The sequence below is a fragment of the Phenylobacterium sp. genome (assembly GCF_030681155.1).
Lineage (GTDB): Bacteria > Pseudomonadota > Alphaproteobacteria > Caulobacterales > Caulobacteraceae > Phenylobacterium.
Window position 1 is genome coordinate 1 of the sequence record NZ_JAUXXE010000060.1, and the last position, 25039, is coordinate 25039.

29 protein-coding genes and 1 pseudogene are annotated in these 25039 nt (G+C 66.3%); 15 read left to right on the plus strand and 15 right to left on the minus strand.

Annotated features, from left to right (window positions below; genetic code table 11):
- The 4 genes and pseudogenes from Q8M13_RS15655 to Q8M13_RS15670 form a co-directional block, all read right to left on the minus strand.
- Nucleotides 1-142, minus strand: a pseudogene (locus tag Q8M13_RS15655) (UDP-glucose 6-dehydrogenase); the annotation flags it as partial.
- A 144-nt stretch (nucleotides 143-286) separates the two neighbouring features.
- Nucleotides 287-1786 carry a phosphomannomutase/phosphoglucomutase gene (locus Q8M13_RS15660; RefSeq protein WP_305300962.1) on the minus strand — a complete coding sequence of 500 codons (1500 nt, stop codon included), beginning with the start codon at nucleotides 1784-1786 and terminating at the stop codon, nucleotides 287-289.
- A gap of 93 nt (nucleotides 1787-1879) precedes the next feature.
- Nucleotides 1880-2842: an SIS domain-containing protein gene (locus tag Q8M13_RS15665; protein WP_305300963.1), complete on the minus strand. Its 963-nt coding sequence runs from the start codon at nucleotides 2840-2842 to the stop codon at nucleotides 1880-1882.
- A gap of 28 nt (nucleotides 2843-2870) precedes the next feature.
- On the minus strand, nucleotides 2871-3116 hold the full coding sequence (locus Q8M13_RS15670; RefSeq protein ID WP_305300964.1) for a hypothetical protein: 246 nt from the start codon (nucleotides 3114-3116) through the stop codon (nucleotides 2871-2873).
- Between the two features lie 102 nt (nucleotides 3117-3218).
- On the opposite strand from Q8M13_RS15670, the gene gpmA reads away from it, so the two are divergent.
- The 5 genes from gpmA (at nucleotide 3219) to Q8M13_RS15695 (ending at nucleotide 7905) form a co-directional block, all read left to right on the plus strand.
- Nucleotides 3219-3932: a 2,3-diphosphoglycerate-dependent phosphoglycerate mutase gene (gene gpmA, locus Q8M13_RS15675; RefSeq protein WP_305300965.1), complete on the plus strand. Its 714-nt coding sequence runs from the start codon at nucleotides 3219-3221 to the stop codon at nucleotides 3930-3932.
- Entirely contained in the window at nucleotides 3929-4378 is a 450-nt protein-coding gene (locus Q8M13_RS15680) for a bifunctional diaminohydroxyphosphoribosylaminopyrimidine deaminase/5-amino-6-(5-phosphoribosylamino)uracil reductase RibD (RefSeq protein ID WP_305300966.1), read from the plus strand. Before gpmA ends, Q8M13_RS15680 begins: the two co-directional genes overlap by 4 nt.
- 79 nt (nucleotides 4379-4457) lie before the next feature.
- Nucleotides 4458-5717, plus strand: coding sequence for a pentapeptide repeat-containing protein (locus Q8M13_RS15685; protein ID WP_305300967.1), 1260 nt, complete (start codon nucleotides 4458-4460; stop codon nucleotides 5715-5717).
- A 145-nt stretch (nucleotides 5718-5862) separates the two neighbouring features.
- The gene (locus tag Q8M13_RS15690; RefSeq protein WP_305300968.1) at nucleotides 5863-7089 is read left to right on the plus strand and encodes a pentapeptide repeat-containing protein; all 1227 of its coding nucleotides are present in this window, start codon (nucleotides 5863-5865) and stop codon (nucleotides 7087-7089) included.
- 48 nt (nucleotides 7090-7137) lie between these two features.
- Complete coding sequence (locus tag Q8M13_RS15695) at nucleotides 7138-7905, plus strand: crotonase/enoyl-CoA hydratase family protein (RefSeq protein WP_305300970.1); 768 nt, start codon at nucleotides 7138-7140, stop codon at nucleotides 7903-7905.
- On the opposite strand, the gene Q8M13_RS15700 is transcribed toward Q8M13_RS15695, so the two are convergent.
- Complete coding sequence (locus Q8M13_RS15700; RefSeq protein WP_305300972.1) at nucleotides 7906-8274, minus strand: GFA family protein; 369 nt, start codon at nucleotides 8272-8274, stop codon at nucleotides 7906-7908.
- Nucleotides 8275-8461: 187 nt separating this feature from the next.
- On the minus strand, nucleotides 8462-8917 hold the full coding sequence (locus tag Q8M13_RS15705) for an Hsp20 family protein (RefSeq protein WP_305300974.1): 456 nt from the start codon (nucleotides 8915-8917) through the stop codon (nucleotides 8462-8464).
- Nucleotides 8918-9177: 260 nt separating this feature from the next.
- Between Q8M13_RS15705 and Q8M13_RS15710 the strand changes: the two genes are divergently transcribed.
- Both Q8M13_RS15710 and Q8M13_RS15715 read left to right on the plus strand, forming a co-directional pair.
- Nucleotides 9178-10023 (plus strand): class I SAM-dependent methyltransferase, encoded by an 846-nt coding sequence (locus Q8M13_RS15710; RefSeq protein ID WP_305300975.1) that lies wholly within the window; start codon nucleotides 9178-9180, stop codon nucleotides 10021-10023.
- Nucleotides 10024-10086: 63 nt separating this feature from the next.
- Nucleotides 10087-10977, plus strand: a complete 891-nt coding sequence (locus tag Q8M13_RS15715) for a class I SAM-dependent methyltransferase (RefSeq protein ID WP_305300976.1) — start codon at nucleotides 10087-10089, stop codon at nucleotides 10975-10977.
- 3 nt (nucleotides 10978-10980) lie between these two features.
- Here the strand turns inward: Q8M13_RS15715 and Q8M13_RS15720 are convergent, their stop codons facing one another.
- The gene (locus tag Q8M13_RS15720) at nucleotides 10981-11592 is read right to left on the minus strand and encodes an MSMEG_1061 family FMN-dependent PPOX-type flavoprotein (RefSeq protein ID WP_305300977.1); all 612 of its coding nucleotides are present in this window, start codon (nucleotides 11590-11592) and stop codon (nucleotides 10981-10983) included.
- A 171-nt stretch (nucleotides 11593-11763) separates the two neighbouring features.
- On the opposite strand from Q8M13_RS15720, the gene Q8M13_RS15725 reads away from it, so the two are divergent.
- The 3 genes from Q8M13_RS15725 (at nucleotide 11764) to Q8M13_RS15735 (ending at nucleotide 14160) form a co-directional block, all read left to right on the plus strand.
- Nucleotides 11764-12207 carry a DUF3617 family protein gene (locus tag Q8M13_RS15725; RefSeq protein WP_305300978.1) on the plus strand — a complete coding sequence of 148 codons (444 nt, stop codon included), beginning with the start codon at nucleotides 11764-11766 and terminating at the stop codon, nucleotides 12205-12207.
- Nucleotides 12208-12310: 103 nt separating this feature from the next.
- Nucleotides 12311-12619, plus strand: a complete 309-nt coding sequence (locus tag Q8M13_RS15730; protein ID WP_305300979.1) for an SCP2 sterol-binding domain-containing protein — start codon at nucleotides 12311-12313, stop codon at nucleotides 12617-12619.
- 5 nt (nucleotides 12620-12624) lie between these two features.
- Nucleotides 12625-14160: an alpha/beta fold hydrolase gene (locus Q8M13_RS15735; protein WP_305300980.1), complete on the plus strand. Its 1536-nt coding sequence runs from the start codon at nucleotides 12625-12627 to the stop codon at nucleotides 14158-14160.
- Here the strand turns inward: Q8M13_RS15735 and hisN are convergent, their stop codons facing one another.
- Nucleotides 14161-14982 (minus strand): histidinol-phosphatase, encoded by an 822-nt coding sequence (gene hisN, locus Q8M13_RS15740; RefSeq protein ID WP_305300981.1) that lies wholly within the window; start codon nucleotides 14980-14982, stop codon nucleotides 14161-14163. It lies immediately after the preceding gene.
- A 55-nt stretch (nucleotides 14983-15037) separates the two neighbouring features.
- A complete protein-coding gene (locus Q8M13_RS15745) occupies nucleotides 15038-15433 on the minus strand; it encodes a helix-turn-helix domain-containing protein (RefSeq protein WP_305300982.1) in 396 nt (131 codons plus the stop codon).
- A 126-nt stretch (nucleotides 15434-15559) separates the two neighbouring features.
- On the opposite strand from Q8M13_RS15745, the gene Q8M13_RS15750 reads away from it, so the two are divergent.
- Nucleotides 15560-16474: a lysophospholipid acyltransferase family protein gene (locus Q8M13_RS15750; protein WP_305300983.1), complete on the plus strand. Its 915-nt coding sequence runs from the start codon at nucleotides 15560-15562 to the stop codon at nucleotides 16472-16474.
- 10 nt (nucleotides 16475-16484) lie between these two features.
- Here the strand turns inward: Q8M13_RS15750 and Q8M13_RS15755 are convergent, their stop codons facing one another.
- The 4 genes from Q8M13_RS15755 to Q8M13_RS15770 all read right to left on the minus strand — a co-directional run bounded on the left by Q8M13_RS15755 (nucleotide 16485) and on the right by Q8M13_RS15770 (nucleotide 19670).
- Nucleotides 16485-17237, minus strand: coding sequence for a M23 family metallopeptidase (locus tag Q8M13_RS15755; protein WP_305300984.1), 753 nt, complete (start codon nucleotides 17235-17237; stop codon nucleotides 16485-16487).
- 85 nt (nucleotides 17238-17322) lie between these two features.
- Nucleotides 17323-17541 carry a DUF2093 domain-containing protein gene (locus tag Q8M13_RS15760; RefSeq protein WP_304811913.1) on the minus strand — a complete coding sequence of 73 codons (219 nt, stop codon included), beginning with the start codon at nucleotides 17539-17541 and terminating at the stop codon, nucleotides 17323-17325.
- Nucleotides 17542-17568: 27 nt separating this feature from the next.
- Nucleotides 17569-19026 (minus strand): exodeoxyribonuclease VII large subunit, encoded by a 1458-nt coding sequence (xseA, locus tag Q8M13_RS15765; RefSeq protein WP_305300992.1) that lies wholly within the window; start codon nucleotides 19024-19026, stop codon nucleotides 17569-17571.
- 137 nt (nucleotides 19027-19163) lie between these two features.
- Nucleotides 19164-19670 carry a GcrA family cell cycle regulator gene (locus tag Q8M13_RS15770; RefSeq protein ID WP_305300985.1) on the minus strand — a complete coding sequence of 169 codons (507 nt, stop codon included), beginning with the start codon at nucleotides 19668-19670 and terminating at the stop codon, nucleotides 19164-19166.
- Nucleotides 19671-19972: 302 nt separating this feature from the next.
- Between Q8M13_RS15770 and Q8M13_RS15775 the strand changes: the two genes are divergently transcribed.
- The gene (locus tag Q8M13_RS15775) at nucleotides 19973-20794 is read left to right on the plus strand and encodes an ABC transporter permease (protein WP_305300987.1); all 822 of its coding nucleotides are present in this window, start codon (nucleotides 19973-19975) and stop codon (nucleotides 20792-20794) included.
- Nucleotides 20795-20809: 15 nt separating this feature from the next.
- Here the strand turns inward: Q8M13_RS15775 and Q8M13_RS15780 are convergent, their stop codons facing one another.
- A complete protein-coding gene (locus tag Q8M13_RS15780; RefSeq protein WP_305300988.1) occupies nucleotides 20810-21169 on the minus strand; it encodes a YbaY family lipoprotein in 360 nt (119 codons plus the stop codon).
- 284 nt (nucleotides 21170-21453) lie between these two features.
- Between Q8M13_RS15780 and Q8M13_RS15785 the strand changes: the two genes are divergently transcribed.
- From Q8M13_RS15785 to Q8M13_RS15795, 3 genes are all read left to right on the plus strand, one after another.
- Entirely contained in the window at nucleotides 21454-22635 is a 1182-nt protein-coding gene (locus tag Q8M13_RS15785; protein WP_305300993.1) for an aspartate aminotransferase family protein, read from the plus strand.
- A gap of 111 nt (nucleotides 22636-22746) precedes the next feature.
- Nucleotides 22747-23682: an ornithine carbamoyltransferase gene (gene argF, locus Q8M13_RS15790; RefSeq protein WP_305300989.1), complete on the plus strand. Its 936-nt coding sequence runs from the start codon at nucleotides 22747-22749 to the stop codon at nucleotides 23680-23682.
- Between the two features lie 54 nt (nucleotides 23683-23736).
- Complete coding sequence (locus Q8M13_RS15795) at nucleotides 23737-24648, plus strand: Hsp33 family molecular chaperone (RefSeq protein WP_305300990.1); 912 nt, start codon at nucleotides 23737-23739, stop codon at nucleotides 24646-24648.
- Between the two features lie 62 nt (nucleotides 24649-24710).
- Here the strand turns inward: Q8M13_RS15795 and Q8M13_RS15800 are convergent.
- The coding region (locus tag Q8M13_RS15800; protein ID WP_305300991.1) for a PLP-dependent transferase at nucleotides 24711-25039 on the minus strand (329 nt) is incomplete at its 5' end.

Sequence of the window (25039 nt, forward strand, 5' to 3'; positions counted from 1 at the left end):
CAAAGATCGGAATGCCGCCCGAGCGCAGGCGTTCGATCTTGCTTGCGTCCTTGTCGATGCAGGTCACGCTGTGGCCGAAATCGGCGAAACAAGCCCCACTCACCAAGCCCACGTAGCCGGTGCCGATCATCGTGACGTGCATGGATTACCCTTAGATCCGTTCGCGCGACCGCTTTTCACCACGCTGCGACAGCCCCCGCAATCGCACGCCGATCCAGAACGGCACATTCATTTCGCATCGCAGCAAGAGACGCGCCCGCCAAGCATCGCCGGCGGGCGCGGAGCTTCAGACTTCCTGGTTGTAAGCGCCCACCTGCGGCCGCTTGGCCAGGCGCGGCTTCACTTCCTCGCGGAAGAGGGCGCGCATGTCGTCCTCGGAACTGGTGCTTTCCACCACAACGACGATCTCCGGCTTGTTGGACGAGGCGCGGACCAGCACCCAGGAACCGTCTTCCAGGGCGACTCGCACGCCGTTGACGGTGATCACCTCGACGATCTTGCGGCCGAGGATGGTGCCGCCGTCCTTGGCCAGTTGCTCGTACTCGGCCACCACGTCTTCGACGACGCCGTACTTTTCCTCATCAGCGCAATGCGGCGACATGGTGAGCGAGGTGTAGGCGATCGGCAGAGCGTCTTTCAGCTCCGAAAGCTTCTTGCCCGGATTGCGGTCAAGCATCGCCAGGATGGCGGCGGCGGCCGTCAGTCCGCAGTCGTAGCCGCGGCCGATCGGGTCGTTGAAGAAGAAGTGGCCGCTCTTTTCGAAGCCGGCCAGCGCGCCGAGCTCGGCGGTCTTGCGCTTGATGTAGCTGTGGCCGGTCTTCCAGTAGATGGTCTTCGCGCCATTGGCCTTGAGGACCGGATCGGTCGCGAACAGGCCGGTCGATTTCACATCGACGACGAAGGTCGCGTCCTTGTGCAGTTCCGACAGGTCACGGGCCAGCATCAGGCCGATCTTATCGGCGAAGATCTCCTCGCCGGTGTTGTCCACCACGCCGCACCGATCGCCGTCGCCGTCGAATCCGAGCGCCAGGTCGGCGCCATGTTCTCGGACCGCCTTGGCCATCTCCGTCAGCATCTCGTGATCTTCGGGATTGGGATTGTAGCGCGGGAAGTTCCAGTCCAGCTCGCAGTCCATCTCGATGACTTCGACGCCCATGTTGCGCAGGGCCTGGGGCGCGAAGGCGCCGGCGGTGCCGTTGCCACAGGCGCAGACCACCTTCAGCGGGCGCTTGATCTTGGTGCGGCTGGAGACGTCGGCGATGAACGTCGCCTGGAAGCCGGAGACATGGGTCAGAGAGCCGCCGGCCTTGGCCACGCCTTGGCCGCCGAGCACGATCTCTTTGAGGCGGCCCATTTCGACGGGGCCAAAGGTCAGCGGACGCTGGGCGCCCATCTTCACGCCCGTCCAGCCGTTCTCGTTGTGGCTTGCCGTAACCATGGCGACGCATGGCGCATCAAGGGCGAACTGGGCGAAATAGGCGGTCGGCGACAGGGCCAACCCGATGTCCACGACCTCGCAACCGGCCGCGACCAGGCCAACGATGAGCGCCTGCTTGATCGATAGGGAATAGGACCGGTAGTCGTGGCCCACCACGATCTTGGTCTGTCCCAGTTCCTGGATGTAGGTCCCGAGGCCGAGGCCAAGCGCCTCGATACCGAGCAGGTTGATGTCCGGGCCGAAGAGCCAGCGCGCGTCGTACTCACGGAAGCCGGTGGCCTTCACCAGCGGCGTGATTTCGTAGTCGAAGGTGTTGGGCACGAGGTCGGCGCGCGGGACAGGCAACATTATAACTCCGTTATCTCTAGTGCGGCTCGCTCATAAGGTTGGGACCTTAAGGCCAAGCGAACGCGAGTGACGAGTTTACGTTTCGTGACGGTGTCAGACGCCGGCCCGGATCAGGTCGTGAATGCGCAGAATTCCGACAGGTTTGCCGCCGTCGATGACGAATAGGACAGTCACCATCGGTAGCGGGTCGCTCATCAGAGCCAGCGCTTCGGAAGCCAGCATGCCGGGAGGCGCCGACTTCTTCGGGCCGGGCGTCATGACCTCGCCGGCGGTGTGAGCCAGCAGGCCGTCGATGTGGCGGCGCAGGTCGCCGTCGGTGATCACGCCTTGAAGCGCGCCGTCCGGACCGGTGACGCCGACGATGCCGAAGGCCTTGCTGGTCATCACCAGCAAGGCCTCGGTCATCGGTGTGTCTTGCGAGACCAGCGGCAACTCATCGCGGCCGTGCATCAGGTCGCCGACGGTGCGCAGCATGGCGCCCAGCTTGCCGCCGGGGTGGAAGGTCTTGAAGTCTTTGGCGGTGAAGCCGCGGCGCTCGAGCAGCGAGACCGCGAGGGCGTCGCCGAGCGCGATCTGCAGGGTGGTCGAGGTGGTCGGCGCCTTGACCTCGGCGGTCACCTCGGCAGCGTCCGCTAGCTCCAGGACGACATCTGCCGCCTGTCCTAGCGGGCTGTCGGGCGCGGCGGTCAGGGCGATGAGCGGAATGTGGAAGCGGCGGGAATAGGCCAGGATGTCGGCCAGTTCTTGGTTCTGCCCGGACTTCGAGAGCGCCAGGATCAAATCGCCGTACGAGATGATGCCCATGTCGCCATGACTGGCCTCCTTGGCGTGGACGAAGAAGGCTGGCGCGCCGGTGGAGGCGAAGGTGGCGGCGATCTTCTTGGCGACGTGGCCGGACTTGCCGATGCCGGTGCAGATGATGCGGCCCTTGGCGGCGAACAGGATATCGACCGCCCGCACGAACGCCTCGCCGAGCGTGTCGGCCTGCAGCTTCAAGGCGTCGGCCTCGGCGGTCAGCACCCGGCGGCCCACGGCGATGGCGTCAAAGTCAGTCATTGGCCCGTGGTCCTGGAAACAGAGGCGGTCATTTCGTGGGGGAGATCGCCTGGGTCTGAGCGTCGGCCACCGCATTGCGGGCCGCGTTCAGCCGTTGCTCGGAGGCCTGGGTCTCGCGATCCATCGCCGCTTTCACCGCCGCCGTCTGCTGGATCGGCTGATGGCCGAACGGGGGCGGGGAACGGTCGCCCAGGCCCTGGGGCCACACGGCGGCCAGGGCCACCATGGCGACGAACAGAGCCGCGAGCAGGGGGAAGAACAAGCGATCGGTCATTGCGGTTCATATAGCGGGCGCCGCCGCGAGGGGCCAGCGGACCTTGACGCTGGGGCCCCCGCGCCTTAGCCCGCTCGCATCCTCTCAAAGGAGCGCAGAGCTTTGCCGACCCTGATCCTTCTCCGCCATGGCCAGAGCCAATGGAACCTCGAAGACCGCTTCACCGGGTGGGTGGACGTCGATCTGACGCCGGAAGGCGAGGCCCAGGCCCGCAAGGGCGGCGAGTTGATCAAGGCCGCGGGCCTGCAGATCGACCGCGCCTACACCTCGGTCCAGACCCGTGCGATCCGCACTCTGTGGCTGGCGCTCGCCGCCGCCGGGCAGGCCTTCGTGCCTGAGACCAAGGACTGGCGCCTGAACGAGCGCCACTACGGCGGGCTGACGGGGCTGAACAAGACCGAGACTGCGGCCAAGCACGGTGAGGACCAGGTCAAGATCTGGCGCCGGTCCTATGACACCCCGCCGCCGCCGCTCGCGCCGGGCGGCGAGTTCGATTTCTCCAAGGATCGTCGCTACTCCGGCGCGGTCCTGCCCGACACCGAGAGCCTGAAAACGACGCTGGAGCGGGTCGAGCCCTACTGGAACGCCGAGATCGCGCCGCATCTTTCGGCCGGGGAAACCCTGCTGATCGCCGCGCACGGCAACTCCCTGCGGGCGATCGTGAAGCTGCTCTATGGCCTCAGCGCCGAGGACATCATGGCCGTTGAGATCCCCACCGGAAATCCGCTGCTGATCGAGCTCGATGCTAACCTTAAGCCGGTCTCGGCGCGTTATCTCGACGAAAGCCGCGCGACGCCCTTGCCGCAGGCGGCATGATCGAGCCGGACGACCAGAAATACATGGGCCGCGCCATCGCCCTGGCGCGGACCCATCTTGGCCGGACCGGCGCCAATCCCAGCGTCGGCTGCGTCATCGTCAAGGACGGCGTGGTGGTGGGCGAAGGCGTGACGGCGATAGGCGGACGCCCCCATGCCGAAGAGCAAGCCCTTGATCAGGCCGGCGAAAAGGCGCGCGGGGCGGTGGCCTACGTCACCTTGGAGCCATGCGGTGTTCGGTCCTCCGGCGCCGCTTCTTGTTCCCAGCGCCTGACCACGAGCGCTGTCGCCGAAGTCGTCGTCGCCTGTGAAGATGCTTCGGCGCTGGCATCCGGCCAGGGCGCGGAGCGATTGCTGGCCGCAGGCATCAAGGTCCGGCTTGGCGTGCTGGAGGCTGAAGCCGCTCCTCTCTATGTCGACTATTCGCCACAGCGCGATTTACCATAGCCAAGCCGGACTGCGGAAAGGCTGCGTTAATTGCGCAGGCGCTAGGATCGCCCGGTAATACGGGAGTCCCAAGTTCCGCATGTCCGCCCAGCCAGCGCCTGTCCAGGAGCTACGCAAGCTCGACCAGCACGAGCTGGACGCGGTCTGCGCCAAGCATGATCGCCTGTGGACTTCCAAGCCGGGCGGCGCCCGCGCTGTCTTCTCTTGGAAGGACCTCACGGGGCTGGATTTACGCGGCAAGAATCTGTGCGACGCAGATCTCACCGGGGCCATTCTCGCCAATTGCCAGATGCAGGGCATCCGGCTCGACCACGCCAATCTCTTCGGGGCCGACCTGCAGGGCGCCGACATGACCGACGCTTCGCTGCGCCGCGCCGATCTGCGCGCCGCCTGCCTGCGCGGCGCCAATCTCACCGGCGCCGATCTGTTCGAGGCCGACCTGCGCGAGGGCGCCATCGCGGTCGGCGACCGTGACAAGGGCCTGCGGGTGCTGGAACACATCAATCGCGTCGGTGAAGCTTCCGGGGCTATCCTGGCCGGGGCCAACCTCGAGCGCTCGCGGCTGTCGGGGATCATGGCGGTCAAGGCCGACTTCAGCGATGCGATCCTGAAAGACGCCAAGCTGGTGCGGGCCAACCTGAAGCAGGCCAACATGTCAGGCGCCAACATGGCCGGCGCCGACCTGTCCGGCGCTGACCTTGCCGGCGCGGATATGCGCGACGTCATCCTGGTGGGCGCCAAGACCTTTTCCTGGAACGTCAGCCAAGCCGACATGCGCGGCGTGCTGACCGACGAGCCCTCGGGTAAGTCGGTGGAGGACCTGCCTTACAAGATCATGATCCGCGATCATGCCAGATGGTGCGAGACCGGCGGCGCTGAAGGCACCCCCTCCGTGTTCGATAATGCCGATCTGCGGGCCCTGGAAACCATTCGCGGCTTCAACCTGACCGCGTTGTCGGCCAAGGGCGCGGTGTTCTATGGCCTTGATATGGAGGGTGTGCAGCTTCAGGGCGCGCAACTCGACGGGGCGGATCTTCGCAACTGCAATCTGCGGCGGGCCGACCTGCGTGGCGCGCGGTTGATCGGGGCCAAGCTCTCGGGCGCCGATCTGCGCGACGCCCAGATGGGGCCGCTGTTACTGGGCGCGGACCGCACCCTGCCGTGCAATCTGACTGGCGCCAAACTTAAGAACACCGATCTGGCGCGGGCCGATTGCCGTCACGCCATCTTCGTCGACGCCGACCTTTCGCGCGCCAACTTCACGAACGCCATGGTTCGTCAGGCTAATCTGACAAACGCCCAGAAGTGGGGCGTACGAGGCCTAGAGGATTTCGTCTGAGATAGGCTTGCAGCGGCGGTAAGCTTAACTGTTCAGTCGCATTACGCTGTTATGCAGCACCTTCCATCAGATCGGGAAGGAGACTGCTGTCGTGAGCGGTGCCGGGCTACTCGGAAGACGAAAACTTTCGCAGGGCGAGGTCGATATGATTGTCGCCGCCCACGAGCGATTTGTTTCGGGACGACCGGGCGGCAAGCGCGCCTCGCTGCGCTTTGTGGACATGTCCGACTGCGCGCTGTCGGGTCGCAATCTGGCCGACGCCGACATTTCGGCTTCGATCCTGGACGGCGCCAAGTTGATCGGGACCAAGCTGGATCGGGCCACGCTCTTCGGCTCGGATCTTCGCCGAGCCGATCTGACCGGCGCGAGCCTGGTCCGGGCTGACCTTCGGGGCGCGTGCCTGCGCGGCGCGAACCTTACCCAAGCTGATCTCACCCAGGCCGATTTTCGGATCGGGCAGGTCGCGGTGCCTCATCCGGTCAAGGGCTTGTCGGCGACCTCGCACGAACATCGCCATGGGCAACTCGATAGCGCGACGTTCGCCGGCGCGACGCTGGACCAGTCGCAGATGGAGGACGTCACAGCTTTCGCCGCAGATTTCACCGATTGTTCGATGAAGGGCGCCAAGCTGTCGCGGGCGAATTTCAAGGACGCCAATCTGTCCGGCGCGATCTTCGACGGCGCCGATCTGGGCGGCACGAACTTCGAAGGCGCAAACCTCTCGTACGCTGTGTTGACCGGCGTCGATCTCCGCGCGTCCCGGACCTCCTCGACCACTGATGTGACCGGCGTCGTCGCTGCCTCGACGCCAGAGGCCATTGCGCGCGCGCCGCAACTGCTGGCGATGCTGCAGGCCAACCACCTCTGGTGCCAAAGCGGCGGCCGGGAGGGCAAGCCCGCCAATCTGGATGGCGAAGATCTGCGTCCGTTGCGCGGCAAGCTGCGCGGCCTGCGGCTCAGCGCCTGCAGCGCCAAGGGCGCGATCATGGTCGGGCTGGATCTTACCGGCACGCAGATGCAGGGGGCCAATCTCGAGGGCGCCGACCTGCGCGGCGTTTGTTTCGCCGACGCCGACCTTCGCGGCATTCGTCTCACTCAAGCCAACCTGGTTCGCGCTGACCTGCGCGATGCGGTGTTCGCGCCGCTGCCCATCAGCGCGGATCGGACGACCCCGGGCTATCTCGCCAACGCCCAGGTTCGCTTCGCCCATGCCGAGGGATGCGACCTGACCGGGGCTGTGCTGGACGGCGCCGACCTGCGGGGAGCCGACTTCACCGGCGCCTATCTGGAAAACGCCAGCTTCAAGGACGCCCAGCTTCAGGCGGTGGTCGGCTTGGAAGATCCTCGCGCGCGCCGAATTCAGCTCATCTGACGCGGCGGCGCCTCGCTATTCTGGCCTCCAGCTCCGAGGAGGCCAGTCATGGAAACTGTCAGCGTCGAAACCCACGGCCGCACTGCCGTAGTGACTATCGAGCGTTCCGAACGGCGCAACGCCGTGGACGGCGCCACCGCCCAGGCGCTGTACGACGCTTTCAAAGCCTTTGACGCCGACGACGCCTTGGATGTCGCGATCCTTCAGGGACGGGGTGGGAGCTTCTGCGCAGGCGCCGATCTCAAGGGTGTCAGCGAAGGTCGCGGCAATCCGGTACACGGCGAGGGCGACCTCGGGCCGATGGGATGCACGCGGTTATCGCTGTCCAAGCCGGTGATCGCCGCAGTCGAGGGGCACGCCGTGGCCGGCGGGCTGGAGGTGGCCGCCTGGTGCGACCTCAGGGTCGCGGCCGAAGGGGCGGTGTTCGGCGTATTCTGCCGGCGTTTCGGGGTGCCGCTGATCGATCTGGGGACCGTGCGCCTGCCAAGGCTGATCGGCCACTCGCGGGCGATGGATCTGATCCTGACAGGCCGGGCGGTCGAGGCGCAGGAGGCCTATGCGATCGGTCTGGCTAACCGGCTAGCGCCGAAGGGCGAGGCGTTGAGCGTCGCCCTGGAGCTCGCGGGCCAACTCTCGGCCTTCCCTCAGACCTGCCTGCGTAACGATCGCGCGTCAGCTATCGGCCAGTGGTCTCTGGATTGGGACGAAGCGACCCACCTGGAGATCGAGCTGGGGCGCGCCACCCTGCGAACGGGCGAGGGCCTGGAAGGGGCGGTCCGGTTCGTGTCCGGCCAGGGGCGGCACGGGACCTTCTGATCACCACTCGTTCTTGCCGTCGACGTGCTCGACGGGCACGGTGGCGAGATCGAAGTCATTGAACAGCCGGGCGTTCACGCCGATCTTCGGATTGGCGTAGTCGGGCTTGTAATCCACCCAGCTCGGGCTTTCGCCATAGGTGGTGCAGCCGCAGATGCCGCAGAAGTGGTGCTGGCCGAAATAGCCGCCCCATTGATAGGTCGAGACCCGGTCGCGCGCCGTGGTCAGGGTGAATTGATCGGGCGTGTAATAGGCCCAGAGCGCGCCGCGTTTTGAACAGTAGGAACAGTTGCAGCTGGTCACGCTGGCCGGGGCTTCCGTCACCTCGAACTGAGTGGCGCCGCAATGGCAGCTTCCCTTCAGGGTCATGTCACCTTCTCCGTCGTGAACCTGCGAAGAATCTAACGCCCGGCTGCCGCCACCGTGCTGTCAGTGGTGATGCAAAAAAGAGGGCGGCGCTTGTGGCGCCGCCCAGGATCCTACTTGGGGGAGGAAAGGGGAGGGGGCGGCGCAGGGCGCCACCCCCTGGAGGGCAAAAGCCGCCTCGGGGGGGAGGTTAGGCGGCCTTCTCGCCTTCGATCAGATTGGGCTGGACCGAGGTGGTGATCTCGATCTGGCGGGGTTTCAGGGCCTCAGGCAGCTCGCGCTTGAGGGAGATGGAGAGCAGGCCGTCGGCGAGCGCCGCCTCGGTCACCACCACATAGTCGGCAAGCTGGAACCGGCGCTCGAAGTTGCGCTCGGCCAGGCCGCGGTGGAGGAACTTGCGCTGGTCGTCGTTGGCGGCCTTGCGGCCTTGCACGGTCAGGAGGTTTTCCTTGACCTCGATGTTCAGTTCTTCGGGACGGAAGCCCGCGACCGCGATCTCGACGCGGTAGGCGTTCTCGTCAGTGCGCTCGATGTTGTAGGGCGGATATCCGGCCGCGGCGTCGACGCTGGCGGTTTCCAGCAGGGAGGCCAGGCGGTCAAAACCGACCACGGAGCGGTAGAGGGGGGAGAAGTCGATCGTACGCATATCAGGTACCTTCTTGGCTTAAGCAAGGTTGCGTTGGGTCAGACGGCGCACGAGCCAAAATCGGCCTCGTACATTGCCTGGAAGGCCCGGGTGTCCAGCGCCTTCGAATGCTTAGGTGGGAGGCGCAGGCCGCCGTTCAAGACCCCTGGCGCAGGACAATTTCATCTGCATCTGGCGTTGAATGCTCAACTTGCTTGCCAGCAGCGCGAGCGTCTCTAGGCTCGCGCCGCCCAGGAAACAAAACAAAGGCTCCGCCAGAGATGTCCCACCGTAAACTCGCCCTGCTCGCCGCCTTCGCCAGCGTGGCCGCTATCGCCCAGCCCGCGGCTGCGGCCGACGACCAGGCGTTGAAGGCCGCCATCGCCGGACCCCAGCGGGGGGCGGCCCACGTCGCGCGCGACGCCGCGCGGCATCCCTACGAGTCCCTGGTATTCTGGGGCGTGGCTCCGAAAAAGACTGTGATCGAGGTCTCCCCCGGCTCCGGGTATTGGACCGAAATCCTCGCGCCCTACGCCAAGGCTACCGGCGGAACCTATGTCGCCGGCATAGCCGACACCGCCAATCCGAAGCTCTCGGACGCCGGTCGCAAGGGCCGCGCCGACTTCGAAGCGAAGTACGCTGACCAAGCCAAGTTTGGCCCGATCAAATACGTTGGATTTGGTCCGGTTTCCGCGCCGCTCGGCGCGCCAGGCTCGGCCGACGTCGTCATCACCGCCCGCAACGTCCACAACTGGATGGGGCAGGAGGGCATGATGGATAAGGTCTTCAAGGACTTCTACGACGTGTTGAAGCCGGGCGGCGTGCTGGCCGTCGAGGAGCATCGCTCCGATCCCACCCGCGCGCAGGTCGCTGGCGCAAAGGATGGCTATGTCGCGACCGACTTCGTCGTCGCCGCAGCCGAGAAGGCGGGCTTCAAGCTGGACGCCAAGTCGGAGATCAACGCCAATCCGAAGGACACCAAGGACCATCCGTTCGGTGTCTGGACCTTGCCGCCGGTGCGCAGTTCTTCCGCGGGCGGCGCACCCGTCGATCCCAAGTTCGACCGCGCCAAGTATGACGCCATTGGCGAGAGCGACCGCATGACGTTGCGGTTCGTCAAGCCGTAGGGCCATGCTTTGACCATCGTCCCGGGTCACGCTACGCGGCCTGGGACGATTTCTAGGATCTGTATGCCGTTTTCACCTTCGACCATCTCGTTCTCGCGACGCGGCGCTTTGGTCGGCGCCCTGGCGCTGGCGGCCTGCGGCAAGAAGGGCGAGGCCTCGCCCGAGCCCGCGGCGGTCAGCCGTCCGGCCAAGGGCCTGACCATCGCCCAGGCTGTCGCAGGTGACTGGCGCTCTCCCGCCGACAAGGCGCGCGACGCATGGCGTCATCCGGTAGAGACTCTTGAGTTCTGGGGGCTGAAGCCCGGTCAGACCGTGGTCGAGTTCTGGCCCGGCGCCGGTTGGTTCACCGACATCCTCGCGCCGTATCTCGCCGCCAACAACGGCAAGCTGATCGCCGCGGACTTGGAGCCGACCGATCCTGCCGCCGTAGAAATCGTCGAAGCCTATCGGGCGAGATTGAAGGCCAATCCAAAGCTCTTCGGGCAGGTGGAGATCACCGCCTTTGGCGCCACCAGCGGTCCGGTCGCGCCGGCCGGAAGCGCCGACCTGGTGCTGTTCCTGCGGAACCTGCACAACTGGATGGCGGCCGGCATCGCGGAGAAGGCGTTTCGCGACGCCTTCGCCGCCCTGAAGCCCGGCGGGGTGCTGGGCATCGAGGAACATCGCGCGGCGGCGGGAGATGTCCAGGACGCCCTGGCCGCCGACGGCTATGTGCAACAGGCCTATGTTATCCGTCTGGCTCAGGAGGCCGGCTTCGTCCTCGACAAGGCCAGCGAGATCAACGCCAACCCGAAGGACACCCGGGACCACCCGTTCGGCGTCTGGACCTTGCCGCCCGTACGTCTGACCTCGCCGCGCGGGAAGGCGCCTGATCCCAGCTTCGATCAAACCAAGTTTGACGCGATCGGCGAAAGCGACCGCATGACCCTGCGGCTGGTGAAGCCGGCCGCGTAGGCCTCAGAGCTGCGTCTTGTAGCTCTCGATGATCGCCTCGTTGGTGACCTTGGGCTTGCCGAGCTGGAGTTGGTCCATGACCATTTCGGCGCCCGAGGGGAGGGCGGCGCGATCGATCTGCGCCTCCGGTTCCCACAGCTTGGCGCGCATGATGGCCTTGGGGCAGTGGAAGAAGGCTTCCTCGACAGCGATGCGGATCACCAGCCGCGGCGTCTTCCCGAACTCCACGAACCGCGCGAGCAGGTCGGCGTCGTCGCTGGCGCTGGCCCGGCCGTTGACCCGGAAGACGTCGTCGAAACCGGGGATCATGAACATCATCCCGATCCGTCCCGGTCCGGCCAGCAGGTTGCGGATAGTGTCCAACCGATTGTTGCCCGGTCGGTCCGGCAGGAACACGGTCTTCCCGTCCTCGCTGACATGCACGAAACCTGGTTCGCCGCCTCGCGGCGAGACGTCGATCCCGCCATCGGGGCCAGCCGCACTGACCACGCAGAACGGCGACAAGGCGATGAAACTGCGGCCGTGTTTCTCGACGTGATCCAGCACCTTATCGAGGACCAGTTGTCCCGGAGCGCGATAGATGCTGTCGATGTCAGCAAGTTCCAGTGTCTTCACGGCGCTCTCCCTAGGCCGAATTTTGCGCTTCCTTGTTAAGAAGCGTTCTCAACCATGAGCTTGAACCGAGGGCTTGTCACCCCAGATGAACCGATCGGCGCCAGGTCGGTCAGGCGCCAGTCAGGTTGAAGCCGCTAGTCTGGCGCGGAGCCCATACGGTAAAGGTACGTGATGATCCGCAAGACCGCCCTCGCCCTGATCCCAGCCTGTGTTCTGCTGACGTCGCCGGCGCTCGCCCAGGACACCACGATCCAGCCCGGTTACTGGGAAGTCACCAACAAGGTCTCGGCGATCGTTAGCCAGACCAAGACCGAGCGGCGCTGCATTACGCCTGCGGAGGTCTCCAAGTTCGTGATGGGGCCGTCCAACCGCCACTACAAATGCGACTATCCCACCCGGGTCTTCAAGGACGGCAAGATTTCCCTGAAGGGCCAGTGCGCGACGAAGAACGGCAGCAAGGCCGCCCTGCAAGCGACCGGGACCTACTCGCCCACCACCTTCACCATGGTCGCCGACATCAGCACGGTCTATGCCGGCCTCCCGCTCAGCGCCCGCGCCACGACCACGGCCAAGCGCATCAGCGACACCTGCCCAGCGCCCCAGGCCGCTAGTTGATTGAGCTATTGCTCGGAAAACACTGCTCAAACTCTAGTCGCGCCGTTTACTTGACTCACGCTTGAGGCGAAGGTGCCGCTCACTTTGATGTGAGAACGCGCCCATGACGACCCTGCAGGAACTGACCGAACGCGTGACCCAGGCCGTGGGTGAAGACTCCGGATTGGGCAAGTCGTTCAAGGTCGACCTGCGCGGTGAAGGCTTCATCCATATCGAAGGCGCGGCGGTCTCCAATGACGACAAGCCGGCCGATCTGACCGTGTCGATCAGCCAGAAGGATCTGAAGGCGCTGGGCAAGGGTGAACTCAACCCGATGACCGCCGTGATCACGGGACGGCTGAAGGTGTCTGACATGGGGCTGGCCATGTCCCTGCAGCCTCAGATGCAGGCTCTGTTCTCCAAACTAGGATAGACAATTTGGCTGCTCCGCTCATTTCGATACGTGGCGCGCCCGTTCCCCAGGGCGGCGAGGCCGAGTGGTTTACGGGCGCCGACGGGGCCCGACTGCGTGCGGCGCTGTTCCCCGCGAAGGGCGATGTGCGCGGCTCGATCATCTTGAGCGGCGGCCGAACCGAAGCGATCGAGAAGTATTTCGAAACGATCGAGGACCTGACGGGACGAGGCTATGTTGTCCTGACCCACGATTGGCGCGGCCAGGGCCTGTCGCACCGCGAGCTGAAGGATCGGCTGGCGGGGCACGCGGCTGGGTACCAAGCTTTCCTGGCCGACTACCGTGCCTTGCTGGCGGCCTATGAGACGCGACTGCCCAAGCCATGGTTCGCCATCGGCCACTCGATGGGCGGCTGCCTGACCCTGCTGGCGCTCGCCCACGGCGAGGCCTCGCGTTTCCAGGGTGCGATCCTCTCGGCGCCGATGCTTGGCCTGCAGACCGGCGGGGTTCCATTGCTCATGGCCCGGGCCCTGGCGGCCTTCAATGTGGCGCTGGGCCGGGCCGGACGGCTCGCCCGCGGTCCTGGCGTGACCGAGACCTTTGAAAACAATGTGCTCACCCATGACCGCGCCCGCTATGAACGCGGCAAGGCGCAGATCTTGGCCGCTCCCGACCTGGCGTTGGGCGGTCCGACCTGGGGGTGGCTCGACTTCGCCTTCCGGGCTACAGCCTATCTCTCGCAAGGCGGAAACTTGAAAAGCGTGACGATTCCCGTCGTCATCGTCTCAGCGGAACAAGACAAGCTTGTAGACAACAGCGCCCAACGCGCCGTTGCGAAGAACCTGCCCAAGGGCGAGTTCATCAATGTTCCCGGCGCCTACCACGAAATTCTGATGGAGACCGACACTATGCGGAATATCTTCCTGCGTGCGCTCGACGCCCTCCTGGGCAAGCCGGCGAGCGCTCCTGCGCCTGAGGTGAAGTCTGTCGCGCCTGCACCGACAGCGGCGCCGCAGTCCGCCCCGGCCCCGGCGCCTGCTGTGGAGCCCGTCGCGGCGCCGCTCGCCGTCGCTTCGGAGCCGGTAGCCAAGACTGCTGAAGCAAAGGCGCCAGCCAAGAAGGCCGCTCCGAAGAAGGCGGCGGCTCCCAAGGCCGCTGCGAAGCCGGCGGCCCCAAAGGCCGAGCCCAAGGCGGCGGCCAAGAAGGCGGCTCCGAAGAAGGCCGAAGCCGCGCCGGCCGCGCCTGCCACATCCGCTGCGAAGAAAGCTCCGGCTCCGGCCGCGAAAGCCGCCGCCCCCAAGAAGGCCGCCGCGCCAAAGGCTGCGCCTGCTCCGAAGACGGTCGCCAAGGTTGCCGCCGCCCCGAAGGCCGCTGCTCCGAAAGCTGCTGCTACAAAGGCCGCCGCGACCAAGGCCCCCGCGACGAAAGCCGCCCCTAAGTCGGCGGCCAAGCCCGCGGCCGCGAAGACTGCGGCTGCGCCCAAGACTCCCAAGCCTGCCGCAACCAAGGCTCCGGCTGCGGCCAAGCCGGCCGTCAAGAAAGCGCCGGCGGCTAAGGCCTAGTTATTTCGCAGAGCGTCGGAGGGCGACCAGGGCCTCGTCGAGGCAGGCCCGGTCGCCAGCGATGGCGATCTGGCCGCCGTTCTGTCCCACCGGCTGGCCGCGCCAGTCGGTGACCATGCCGCCCGCGCCCTCGATCAGGGGGATGGCCGATTCGATGTCCCAGGACTTCAGTCCAGCCTCGATCACCATGTCCATCTTACCCATCGCCACCATGGCGTAGGCGTAGGCGTCGCAGCCCAGCCGCGCGAGGCGGGCGGCGGCGCGCACCTGGGTCCAGGCGCCCAATTCAGGTCCATCGAAGCAGGACTCTGGGTCGGTGGTGGCGATGACGGCGTCGGTGAGTTTCGGGCAGGGACGGACCTGCAAGCTGCGCGTCTCCCCGCGCGAGACCAGGCGGGAGCCCCCCGCATGGCCAAGGAAAACCTCGTCCAGATAGGGTTGGCCGATGGAGCCCAGGACCGGGCGGCCGTTGTGCCTTAGGCCGATCAATGTGCACCACAGCGGCAGGCCGGCGATGAAGGCGCGGGTGCCGTCGACGGGATCCAGCACCCAGACGAACTCGGCTTCGGGGCGGTCCTCGCCATATTCTTCACCGATCACCCCATGGTCGGGATAGCGCTCGGCGATCAGCTTGCGGATCGCAACTTCCGCGCCCTTGTCGGCGGCGGTGACGGGATCGAAGCCCTTGGCTCCACCCTTGTCCTCCAGGCCGTGATCGGCCCGAAAGAGCGGCAGGATGACCTGCGCAGAGGCGGCGTTCAGCTCAATCAGGAAGGCGTCGAGTTCGGCCAGGCGGCCAGCGGTGAGGGAGGAGGCGGGCATGGCTCCCGCTTTACCCCGCCGCTGGCTCCTGTGAAAGCCGAACGGAGGCGAGCCGTCAGGCGATCTCGTGGTCGCCGTTCAGCGACTTGGCTAGGTCGAGCAGGCGCCGGCGCGGCCGTTCGCCGAGCTGGTAATAGGCGCGGATCAGGTCGAGCGTTTCCTTCTGGGCGAACATCTCGCCCCCGGCTTCGCCTTCGTTTGCGCAGTGCTCTCGTTGAGCCGCGTCGGTCAGGCCGTCGTAGAAGTATCCGACCGGAACCTCGAGAGCCTCGGACAGTTGCCAGAGGCGGGCGGCCGAGATGCGATTGGCGCCGCACTCGTATTTCTGAATTTGTTGGAAGCGCACGCCGCAGGCGCCCGCCAGTTGTTGTTGCGTCAAGCCGAGCAGCCGCCGCCGCCGGCGTAGCCGCTTGCCCAGGTGTACGTCGATGTTGTCGCCCATGGGTTCCATCGCCCCCTCGCTATTCTGCGTGCCTCCGTCCCAAAGCGAGACGGCTCACCAGGAATTTCGCAAGTCGCGCGCCAAGCGAGCGCCGTTCGCGTTGCGCGACGATGAAAGACACGACTAGAGAGAGGAATGACGCAGGCTAGGCCCTCAGTGGCGCAGGACATTTTGTGGCGATTGGAGGCCTTGGCCTTTGATGTGGTGATCCTGTTCGCCCGGATGCTGCCGGTCGATGTCGTGTCCGATTTCGGGTCGTGGTTCTTCAAGGCGTTTGGACCGTTGACCGGCGCTCACAAAGTGGCCGAGACCAACTTGCGAATCGTGTTTCCGCAAGCCTCCGACGCCGAGATCGCCCGGCTCCTCGTCGAGCAGTGGGACAACACCGGGCGGACGTTCCTTGAGCTGCTGATCATGGACCGGATCATCGGTTCGCCCGATCGAGTCGAGGTGGTGAACGGCCACCGGCTGAACGAGATCGCCGCCAAGCAGGAACCGGTGGTGTTCGTGTCTGGGCACTTCTCGAACTTCGAAGTGATGCCGGCGACCATCGTCAATTCGCCGGTGCAGTGCCACATCACCTATCGGGCGATGAACAATCCGCATGTCGAGAAGCGGGTCCGCGATTATCGTTTCCGCTACGGGGTTCGCTATTTCGCGCCGAAGGGCGGCGATGGCGCGCGCGAACTGCTCGCGGCCCTGGGGCGTGGCGAGTCCGTGGCCTTGATGAACGACCAGAAGTTCAATGGCGGCGTCGCCGCGCCGATCTTCGGCGTGATGGCGCACACCGCGCCTGGCCCCTCGCGCCTCGCATTGCGCTTCAACACCGTGCTGCAGCCGATGTCCGTGCAGCGCCGGTACAAGGCGCGGTTCCGCGTCGTGGTGCACGAGCCGATCCACCTGGAGCACACGGGCAATCTCACCGCCGACATCGAGGCGGGCGTGCACAAGGTCAACGCCTTCATCGAGGAGCGTGTGCGCGAGCGTCCGGCTGAGTGGTTCTGGACCCATAAGCGTTGGCCGAGCGACACCTATAAGCGCTCGCGTTGAGGCGTAGCGTCTAGGCGGGCGTGCGGACGCCGACCATCAACATCGGATCCATGTGCCGGCCGCGCCACTTCATGCGCCAGCATAGATGTGGGCCGGTGGCCCTGCCGGTGGCGCCGACCGCGCCGATGCGCTCGCCGCGCCGAACGCTCTGACCACGGCTGACGCCCACGTCGCTGAGGTGCAGGTAGGCGCTGACCAGTCCCTGGCCATGATCGATCATGATTAGGCCGCCCTCGAAAAGCATGCCGCTGTCGGCCAACAGAACCTCGCCGCCGGCCGGCGAGCGGATCGCCGTCCCACGCGGGGCCGCCAGGTCGATCCCATAGTGCGGCGGGCGCGGCAGGCCGTTGACGACCCTCTGGCCGCCGAACCGGGCGCTGACCCGAAAGTCCGACAGCGGGGAGGAAAAACCGCCGCGGAAATCGTCGCGCTCGAGACGGCTGGCGAAGGCCGCGGCCTTGCGGCGGTTCTCGTCTGCGATGCGCGCTTCAAGCTCGGGGCTGGCCTTGCCGCGATACGGCGAGCCAAGGCCAGAGATCCGTTGAACGTCGAAGTCACCCTTGGCGATGTCGAGGGTGCGGCTGGTGTCGGGGCCCAGGCTGGAAACGCGCAGCACCGCCTTGGACGGAGCATCCCGGTCGAAGCCGACGATGAAGAAGCCGGCCCGCGACGCACGGGTGACCGATTGTCCGTCCAGCAGGATTTTCGCGCCGGGCGCGGTGCGGCCAATCGCGAACCCGCCTTGCTGGTAGCGGCCGGTCAAGGCGATATCCTGCCCGGCGTGGGCCGGACTGGTCAGTGCGAACGAGGCCAGCCCGAGCGCCGCGGCGCGGCGGCTCAGACGGGGGTCAGGGATTGATCTGCTTCCACCGCGCCAGCGCTTCAACCGGCGTGGCGTAGGCTTCCTGGAGGGCTGGGTTCCAGTAGCGCAGGGCTTCCACCGGGATCTTCACCTTGGAAACGGCGCAGATCACATAGCGTCCCGGCTTGAGAACAACGAACTCGCCGTCGCCATAGTGAAGCGAGGCGATGTCGGAGCCGGTGAGGTCACGGTCGTGGGCGTTCATGAACCCAGTTTAGCGTGCGAAAGCCGATCAGAACAGATCGCCTTGGTTCGATGGGGGCGATACGGGCTTCGCCGCACGGACCGGCTTGGCTGGCGGCGGGGTGGGTGTCGACGGCGCGAGCGCTGGTGGCCCGTCGATCACCGCGTCTCGCGACTGATCGGCGAAGACCAGGCGCACGCCTTCGCCGCTGGCCAGAGACGCGCCCTCGCGCACCAGCGAACCATCGAGGCGATGCACGCGGGCGAAGCCTCGCTTCAGCGGGGCGCTGGGATCGACCGAGGCGTGAAGCTTGGACAGGCTGACCAGGCGCTCGGCGCTGCGCTCGATCTTCCGATCCAGAGCAGGTTTCATCCGCACCAGAAGACGCGTCAGCCGTTCGGTGTGGACCTGCTGGGGGCGTTGCAGAAGGCTGGGGGACAGCCGTGAGGAGACCTTGACCAGATCGGTGCCGTGAGCCGCGACGTTGCGCGAGAGCCCCGCGCCGAGCCGGCTGGAGGCGAGGTTGAACCTCTGGGCCGCCATCTCGACCAGGTCCGGCACTCGCGCCAGGGCGCGGCCCGCATGCTCGACCCGGCCGCGCCGATCCTCGACGGCCCGGCCGCCGCAGCGGTGCAGGCGGCTGGAGAGGTCGCCGATATAGGCGCGCAACTCGGGCAGGACTGGCGTCGCCATCTCGGCGGCGGCGGTCGGCGTCGGCGCGCGGCGGTCCGACACGAAGTCGATCAGGGTGGTGTCGGTCTCGTGGCCGACCGCGGAAATCAGGGGGATGGTCCCGGCCGCGACGGTGCGGGCCAGGGTCTCGTCGTTGAAGGCCCAGAGGTCTTCCACCGATCCGCCGCCTCGCGCGACGATCAAGATGTCGGGACGGGGCACTGGCCCATCCAGCGGCAGGGCGTTGAACCGCTGGATCGCGTTCCCGACCTGCGCGGCCGCCGCCTCGCCCTGGACGACGCACGGCCAGACAATGACGCGGCAGGGCCAGCGGTCGCGAATACGATGAAGAATGTCGCGGATCACCGCGCCGGTCGGGCTGGTGATCACGCCGATCGTCGCGGGCATGGTGGGCAAGGGTTGCTTGCGCGCGGGATCGAACAACCCCTCGCCATGCAGCTTGGCCTTCAGTCGCTCAAGCTGGGCCAGCAAGGCGCCGACGCCGGCGACTTCCATGGTCTCGATGACGATCTGGTAGCGGGAGCCGGCGGGATAGGTGGTGATCTTGCCCGTGACGATCACTTCCAGCCCGTGCTCAGGGCGGACCGAGAGGTTCTTGACCGATCCCTTCCATACGACGCCGTCGATGGCCGAGCGCTCGTCCTTGAGCGTCAGGTAGACGTGGCCGTTGGAGTGGTGGGTGACCTTGGATAGCTCGGCGCGCAAGCGGACGAAGCCGTAGGCGTCTTCAAGCGTGCGCTTCAGCGCGAAGGCGAGTTCGGAGACCGAATAGGCCTTGGCGTTGGAGTCTGTGTCGGGCGCGACGTCGGTCATGTGCGCAGACATAGCGGCGGGCGGCTCAAACCCAAACCCCCGCATGGAGGCTTATGGGAAGAGACCAGGGGAAGTCGGGGCGCCTACGTCGACAGTCGCTGCCGTCGCAATGGCGCCCCGACCCCATCCCCCCGGATTTAGATGTAGCGGCGCAGCGAGCGGGCCAGTTCGTTGGCGCCCGAACGCTTCTTGGTTTGCACCGGCTGATAGGCGACCCGAGCATGCTCAAGGCAGTAGACGCCCTCGTCCTGGCGGCGGCCGCAGAAGGTGAAGCTGTCGCTCGACGGATCGCCGATCGGCCACTTGCACATGTGCGCGCCCAAGGTCAGCACGGTGGCCGAGCCAGGAGCTTCGTCGACATAGCGGACCGGGGTCGGCGCCGGAGCGCTGGCGACGGCCACCGCCGGTTCGGCGATGCGGCGCGGCGCGGCCGGAGCTGCGGCGGGACGCGCGGGACGCGGAGCCTTGAAGACCGGACGCGCCGGCTTCGATGGCGTCGCTCGACCCGACAGGCCCAACCGGTGGACCTTGCCGATGACGGCGTTGCGGGTCACCCCGCCCAATTGTTTAGCGATCTGGCTGGCCGAAAGGCCGTCTTGCCAGAGTTTTTTAAGGCTCTCGACGCGCTCGTCAGTCCAACCCATGTCTGGCCTCCACCGCTGTGTATACGCCCCGGCGCCGCCCCCGCGGGCGGCCAGGATCAACATCTTGTGGCGGTCTCAATTTCTGACCGCCTCAACTACTAGATATCGTAACAAGTTCCTTAAGGGCCACAATAGGCGCCCTATCCTTCGTCCACAGAAACCACATGTAGCGTCGTTGATTCGAAATTCGCTCCACAGGCGAGACGATCGGCAGGGCGTTTCGAGGCTTGTTTTGGCCGTTTCGACGTGCCGAGAGCGCGGTGTGCTTGCGATCTGAACCTCGTGGGCGCACATCGGCATCCATGAAGGACATGCCCGCCGCCGAAGCCGTCATCCCGCCGATGCCCCGCGACTATCACGGGTTCAACTGGGCGGGTTTCACCACTCTCTATCTTCGCGAGATCCGCCGGTTCTGGAAGGTGGGGATGCAAACCCTGGCCGCCCCGGTGGTCACGGCCTTGCTCTATATGATGGTCTTCGTCGTCGCGGTGCAGGGCGCCGCCCCGCCGATCCATGGGACGCCGTTCGCGATCTTCGTCGCGCCGGGCCTGATCATGATGCAGATCCTGAACAACGCCTTCGCCAATTCATCGTCATCGCTGTTGCAGGCCAAGTTCAACGGGCTGGTGGGCGACTTCATGACCCCGCCGCTGACGCCGCTGGAACAGGTGCTGGCGTTTGCGCTGGGCGCGGCGACGCGCGGCGTGGTTGTGGGCGCGGTGACCTTTGCTGCAATCCTGCCCTTCGCCTGGCTGCCGATCACCCATCTCTGGGCCGTGCTCTATTTCGGCATCAGCGCCGCGCTCATCCTGGGGATGCTGGGCATCATGGCCGGGCTGTGGGCTGAGAAGTTCGATCACATGGCGGTGGTGACCAACTTCATCATCATGCCGATGACGTTCCTGTCGGGGACCTTCTATCTCGTCGACCGGCTGCCCGAGCCGTTCCGGACGGCCAGCCACTACAACCCGTTCTTCTATCTGATCGACGGCTTCCGCTACGGATTCATCGGCCACGCAGAGGGCTCGTTGCTGGCTGGCGTCGGCGTCACCGCTGGTCTGGTGATCGCCTTCGCCAGCCTGTGCATGTGGATGTTCGAGACCGGCTACAAGCTGAAGACCTGAAGCCGGCCCGCGCGATCAGTTTTGGGGAACGCCGACGGCCAGCATCTCGACGTGGTTCGGGGCGCCGCGGGTGATGACCGGATAATGGGTGTCGGTGATGAAGCGCAGCTTCCCATCGACCTCGATCCGCGCCGACACTGAATAGGTGTGGTTCGGGATGATCTGGGCAGGGTCATAGGCCAGCCGGAAATTGATCGGCGGGGCGGTGACGTTCGGGATCACCTGGGTGGCGATCACCTTGGCCGGGGCGTCCATCAGCGAGGTGTCGGCCAGGGTGACGGTGACCACGCCCGGAGGGGCCAGCATGATCCGCTCGCGATAGAATACGGAGCCGGTGACCTCGGCCTTCGCAGCTTCCGGGGGCGATGACTCCATGGATGCGCATCCTGCGAGCGTGAGTGCGGCGAGGCCAATGAGCGTCTGCGGCAGACCCATATTCAACGTCTCCTTGCGGTTGCCGCGTGACCTTGAACCCACAGCGCTAGGGCGTCCATGGGCTGTCACATAACCGACGATTGACAGACCGCCGTTCCAAGCGGAAAACGCAAAGCCTTCCAGTCCCCGCCGCCCTGCTGCGGGGACGCTTACGTTTCCGGAGGGCCATCCCCGTGACCGAAAAGACCGCGCATCAAGCCGCGACCGTTCCCAACGACCACATCATGGGCGTCTATAATCGCGCTCCGTTGGCGTTCGAACGAGGCGAGGGCGCGCGACTTTTCACGGCGGACGGCGAGGCCTATCTGGACTGCATGGCCGGCATTGCGGTCAACGCGCTGGGCCACGCCCATCCGCGGCTGGTCCAGGCCCTGAAGGACCAGGCCGAAAAGCTCTGGCACGTCTCCAACATCTTCAAGATCCCGGGGCAGGAGGCGCTCGCCAGCCGGCTCTGCGCCGAGACCTTTGCGGATGTGGTGTTCTTCACCAATTCCGGGGCCGAGGCCGTGGAGTGCGCCATCAAGACGGCCCGGAAGTATCACTGGGCCCGGGGCAATCCGGAGCGGGTGGACATCATCGGCTTCGAGGGCTCGTTCCACGGCCGGACGGTGGCTGCGGTCAACGCTTCCGGCAACGCCTCCTATCTGGAGGGCTTTGGCCCGCCGCTGCCGGGCTTCGTCCACCTGCCGTATGGCGACCACGACGCCCTGCGCGCGGCCATCGGCCCGACCACGGCGGCGATCATCATCGAGCCGGTCCAGGGGGAGGGCGGCGCCCGCTCCCTGCCGGTGGCCTGCATGAAGGGCCTGCGCCAGCTGTGCGACGATGAGGGCATCCTGCTGATCTATGACGAGATCCAGTGTGGCCTTTCCCGCACCGGGCGCCTGTTCGCCCATGACTGGGCCGAGGGCGAGGGCAACCCCGACATCATGTGCGTGGCCAAGGCTCTGGGCGGCGGCTTCCCGGTGGGCGCGTGCCTGGCCACCATCGAGGCCGGATCGGCCATGAGCGTCGGCTCGCATGGCTCGACCTATGGCGGCAATCCCTTGGCCATGGCGGTCGGTCAGGCGGCCCTGGATGAGCTGGCCAAGCCCGAATTGCTGGCCCATGTCCGCGAGGTGGCCGGCTATTTCAACCAGCAGATCGCCGGCCTCAAGGACCGCTATCCCGACGTGGTGGCCGATGTGCGCGGCAAGGGCCTGCTGATCGGCGTCAAGCTGGTGACCCCCAACCGCGAGTTCATGCAGCACGCCCGCGACGAGCACCTGCTGATCGCCGGCGGCGGGGACAACTGCGTGCGCCTGCTGCCGCCGCTCAACCTCACCCTGGACGAGGCCCGCGAGGCGATCGAGCGGTTCGAAGCCGCCTGTGAGCGAGCCCGCGCCAAGGCCCAGGCGGCGGCCTGAGGATTTCACGCCCGGCCCCGACGCCGGGACTCATCAATCAAGGACCCCGCGCTCAGCACGCGTCATTTCCAATTTCCGGCGCAGGCGCGGGGTCGATGGGATTTTCCCCCGATGACCTCTTCTCCGAGACATTTTCTCGACCTCTGGCGGATGGAGTCCGCCGATCTGCGCGCCATCCTTGATGACGCCAAGGCCCGCAAGGCCGCCCGGGCCGGCTGGCCCCAGGGCCGGGTGGACGCCGACGCCCCCGGGCGCGAGCGCGTGCTGGCCATGATCTTCGAGAAGCACTCCACCCGCACCCGCTTCTCGTTTGACGCAGCCATGCGCCAGCTGGGCGGGGACGTGATCATCTCCACCTCGGCCGACATGCAGCTGGGCCGCGGCGAGCCCATCGAGGACACCGCCAAGGTGCTCTCGCGGATGGTCGACGCGATCATGATCCGCGCCAACACCCACGAGGACGTGGAGCGTCTGGCGCTCGCCTCCTCCGTGCCGGTGATCAACGGCCTGACCGACAAGAGCCACCCCTGCCAGATCCTGGCCGACCTGCTGACCTTCGAGGAGCATCTGGGGCCGGTGAGGGGCCGCACGCTGGCCTGGGTCGGCGATGGCAACAATGTGTGCTCAAGCTTCATCCATGCGGCGGGCAAGTTCGGCTTCAAGCTGAACATCGCCTGCCCGACCATCTATCACCCCGACCTGACCGATCTGGCCCGCGCTGCCGAGATGCAGGGGCAGGTGACGATGACCGAAGATCCCCGGGCGGCCGTGCGCGGCGCCGACTGCGTGATCACCGACACCTGGGTCTCGATGGGCGACACCGACCATGACGCGCGCCTGGCGGCCTTCGAGCCCTATCAGGTGGACGACGAGCTGATGGATCTGGCGGCCAAGGACGGGATCTTCCTCCACTGCCTGCCCGCCCACCGCGGCGAGGAAGTCACCGATGCGGTGATGGATGGCCCGCGCTCGAAGATCTGGGATGAGGCGGAAAACCGCATCCATGCCCAGAAGTCGATCCTGGCCTGGTGCTTCGGGGCGATCTGAGGCCGCCACAGCCGGGCTCGCAATCGGGGCGCGAGGCGCCTATATGGCCTCGCCATGTCCCAGAACACGCTCCCCATCCCCGATGACGTTGTCGGCCCGTTCCAGATCGAGGACGCCGCGGTCCGCGGCCGCCTCGTACGCATGGGTCCGGCCATCGACGAGATCCTGGCCGCCCACGCCTATCCGGAAGCCGTCGCCAACCTGCTGGGCGAGACCTGCGCGCTGGCGGCCCTGGTGGGCTCCGCGCTCAAGTTCGAGGGCCGGCTGATCGTCCAGGCCCAAGGCGAAGGCCCGGTGCGCTATGTGGTCGCCGACTACGACACCTCAGGCCACCTGCGCGGCTATTGCCGGTTTGATCCCGACGCGGTGGCTGAAGCCTCACAGGGGTTCGTGCGTCCCGGCGCCAAGACGCTGCTGGGCGGCGGGGTCTTCATCATGACCGTCGACCAGGGCCCGGACATGGACCGCTATCAGGGCGTCACCGCCATCGAGGGCGAGACCCTGGCGCTCTGCGCCGACCAGTATTTCGCCCAGTCCGAACAGACCCCCACCCGGGTGCGACTGGCGGTGGGTCGGGCCGATGTGGGCGATGGCCTGCGCTGGCGGGCCGGCGGCATGCTGATCCAGAACGTGGCCGAGGATCAGGCCCGCGGCTCCACGGAAGAAGCCTGGACCCGCAGCCAGGCCTTCTTCGAGACCATCGGCGAGGACGAGCTGCTCGACCCGACCATTTCGGGCCAGACCCTGCTGTTTCGCCTGTTCCACGAGGACGGGGTGCGGGTGTTCGAGGACCAGGCGCTCAGCGCCGTCTGCCGGTGTTCGGAAGACCGCATCCGAGGGGTCCTGGCCTCGTTCGAGGCTGAGGAGCGCGCCGACATGGTCGAGCCGGACGGGCGCATCCATGTCACCTGCGAGTACTGCGCCAAGACCTATCGGCTGGAGCCGGAGAGCCTGACCAGCGGCTAGAGCGCGTTCCGATAAGTGGGAACCGGTTATCGGACCGAAACGCGCTCAGGCTCTAGGACCGGTCAGGCCTGGTCGAGCGCCCGCTCGACGTCGCGCTGCAGGTCGCGGTCGTTCTCCAGGCCGACGCTCATCCGCACCCAGCCCTCAGTGAGTCCAATGGACTCCCGCTCGGCCGCCGGCATGGAGCGGTGGGTGGTGGTGCAGGGATGGGTGGCCATGGACTTGGCGTCGCCGAGATTGTTGGAGATGTCGACGATCTCCAGGGCGTCCAGGAACCGCCAGGCGGCCTCGCGGCTGCCGAGATCGAAGGCCAGCACATTGCCGCCGCCGGTCATCTGGTTGGCGATGATGGACGCCTGCGGGTGGTCGGGCCGGCCGCAATAGACGGTCT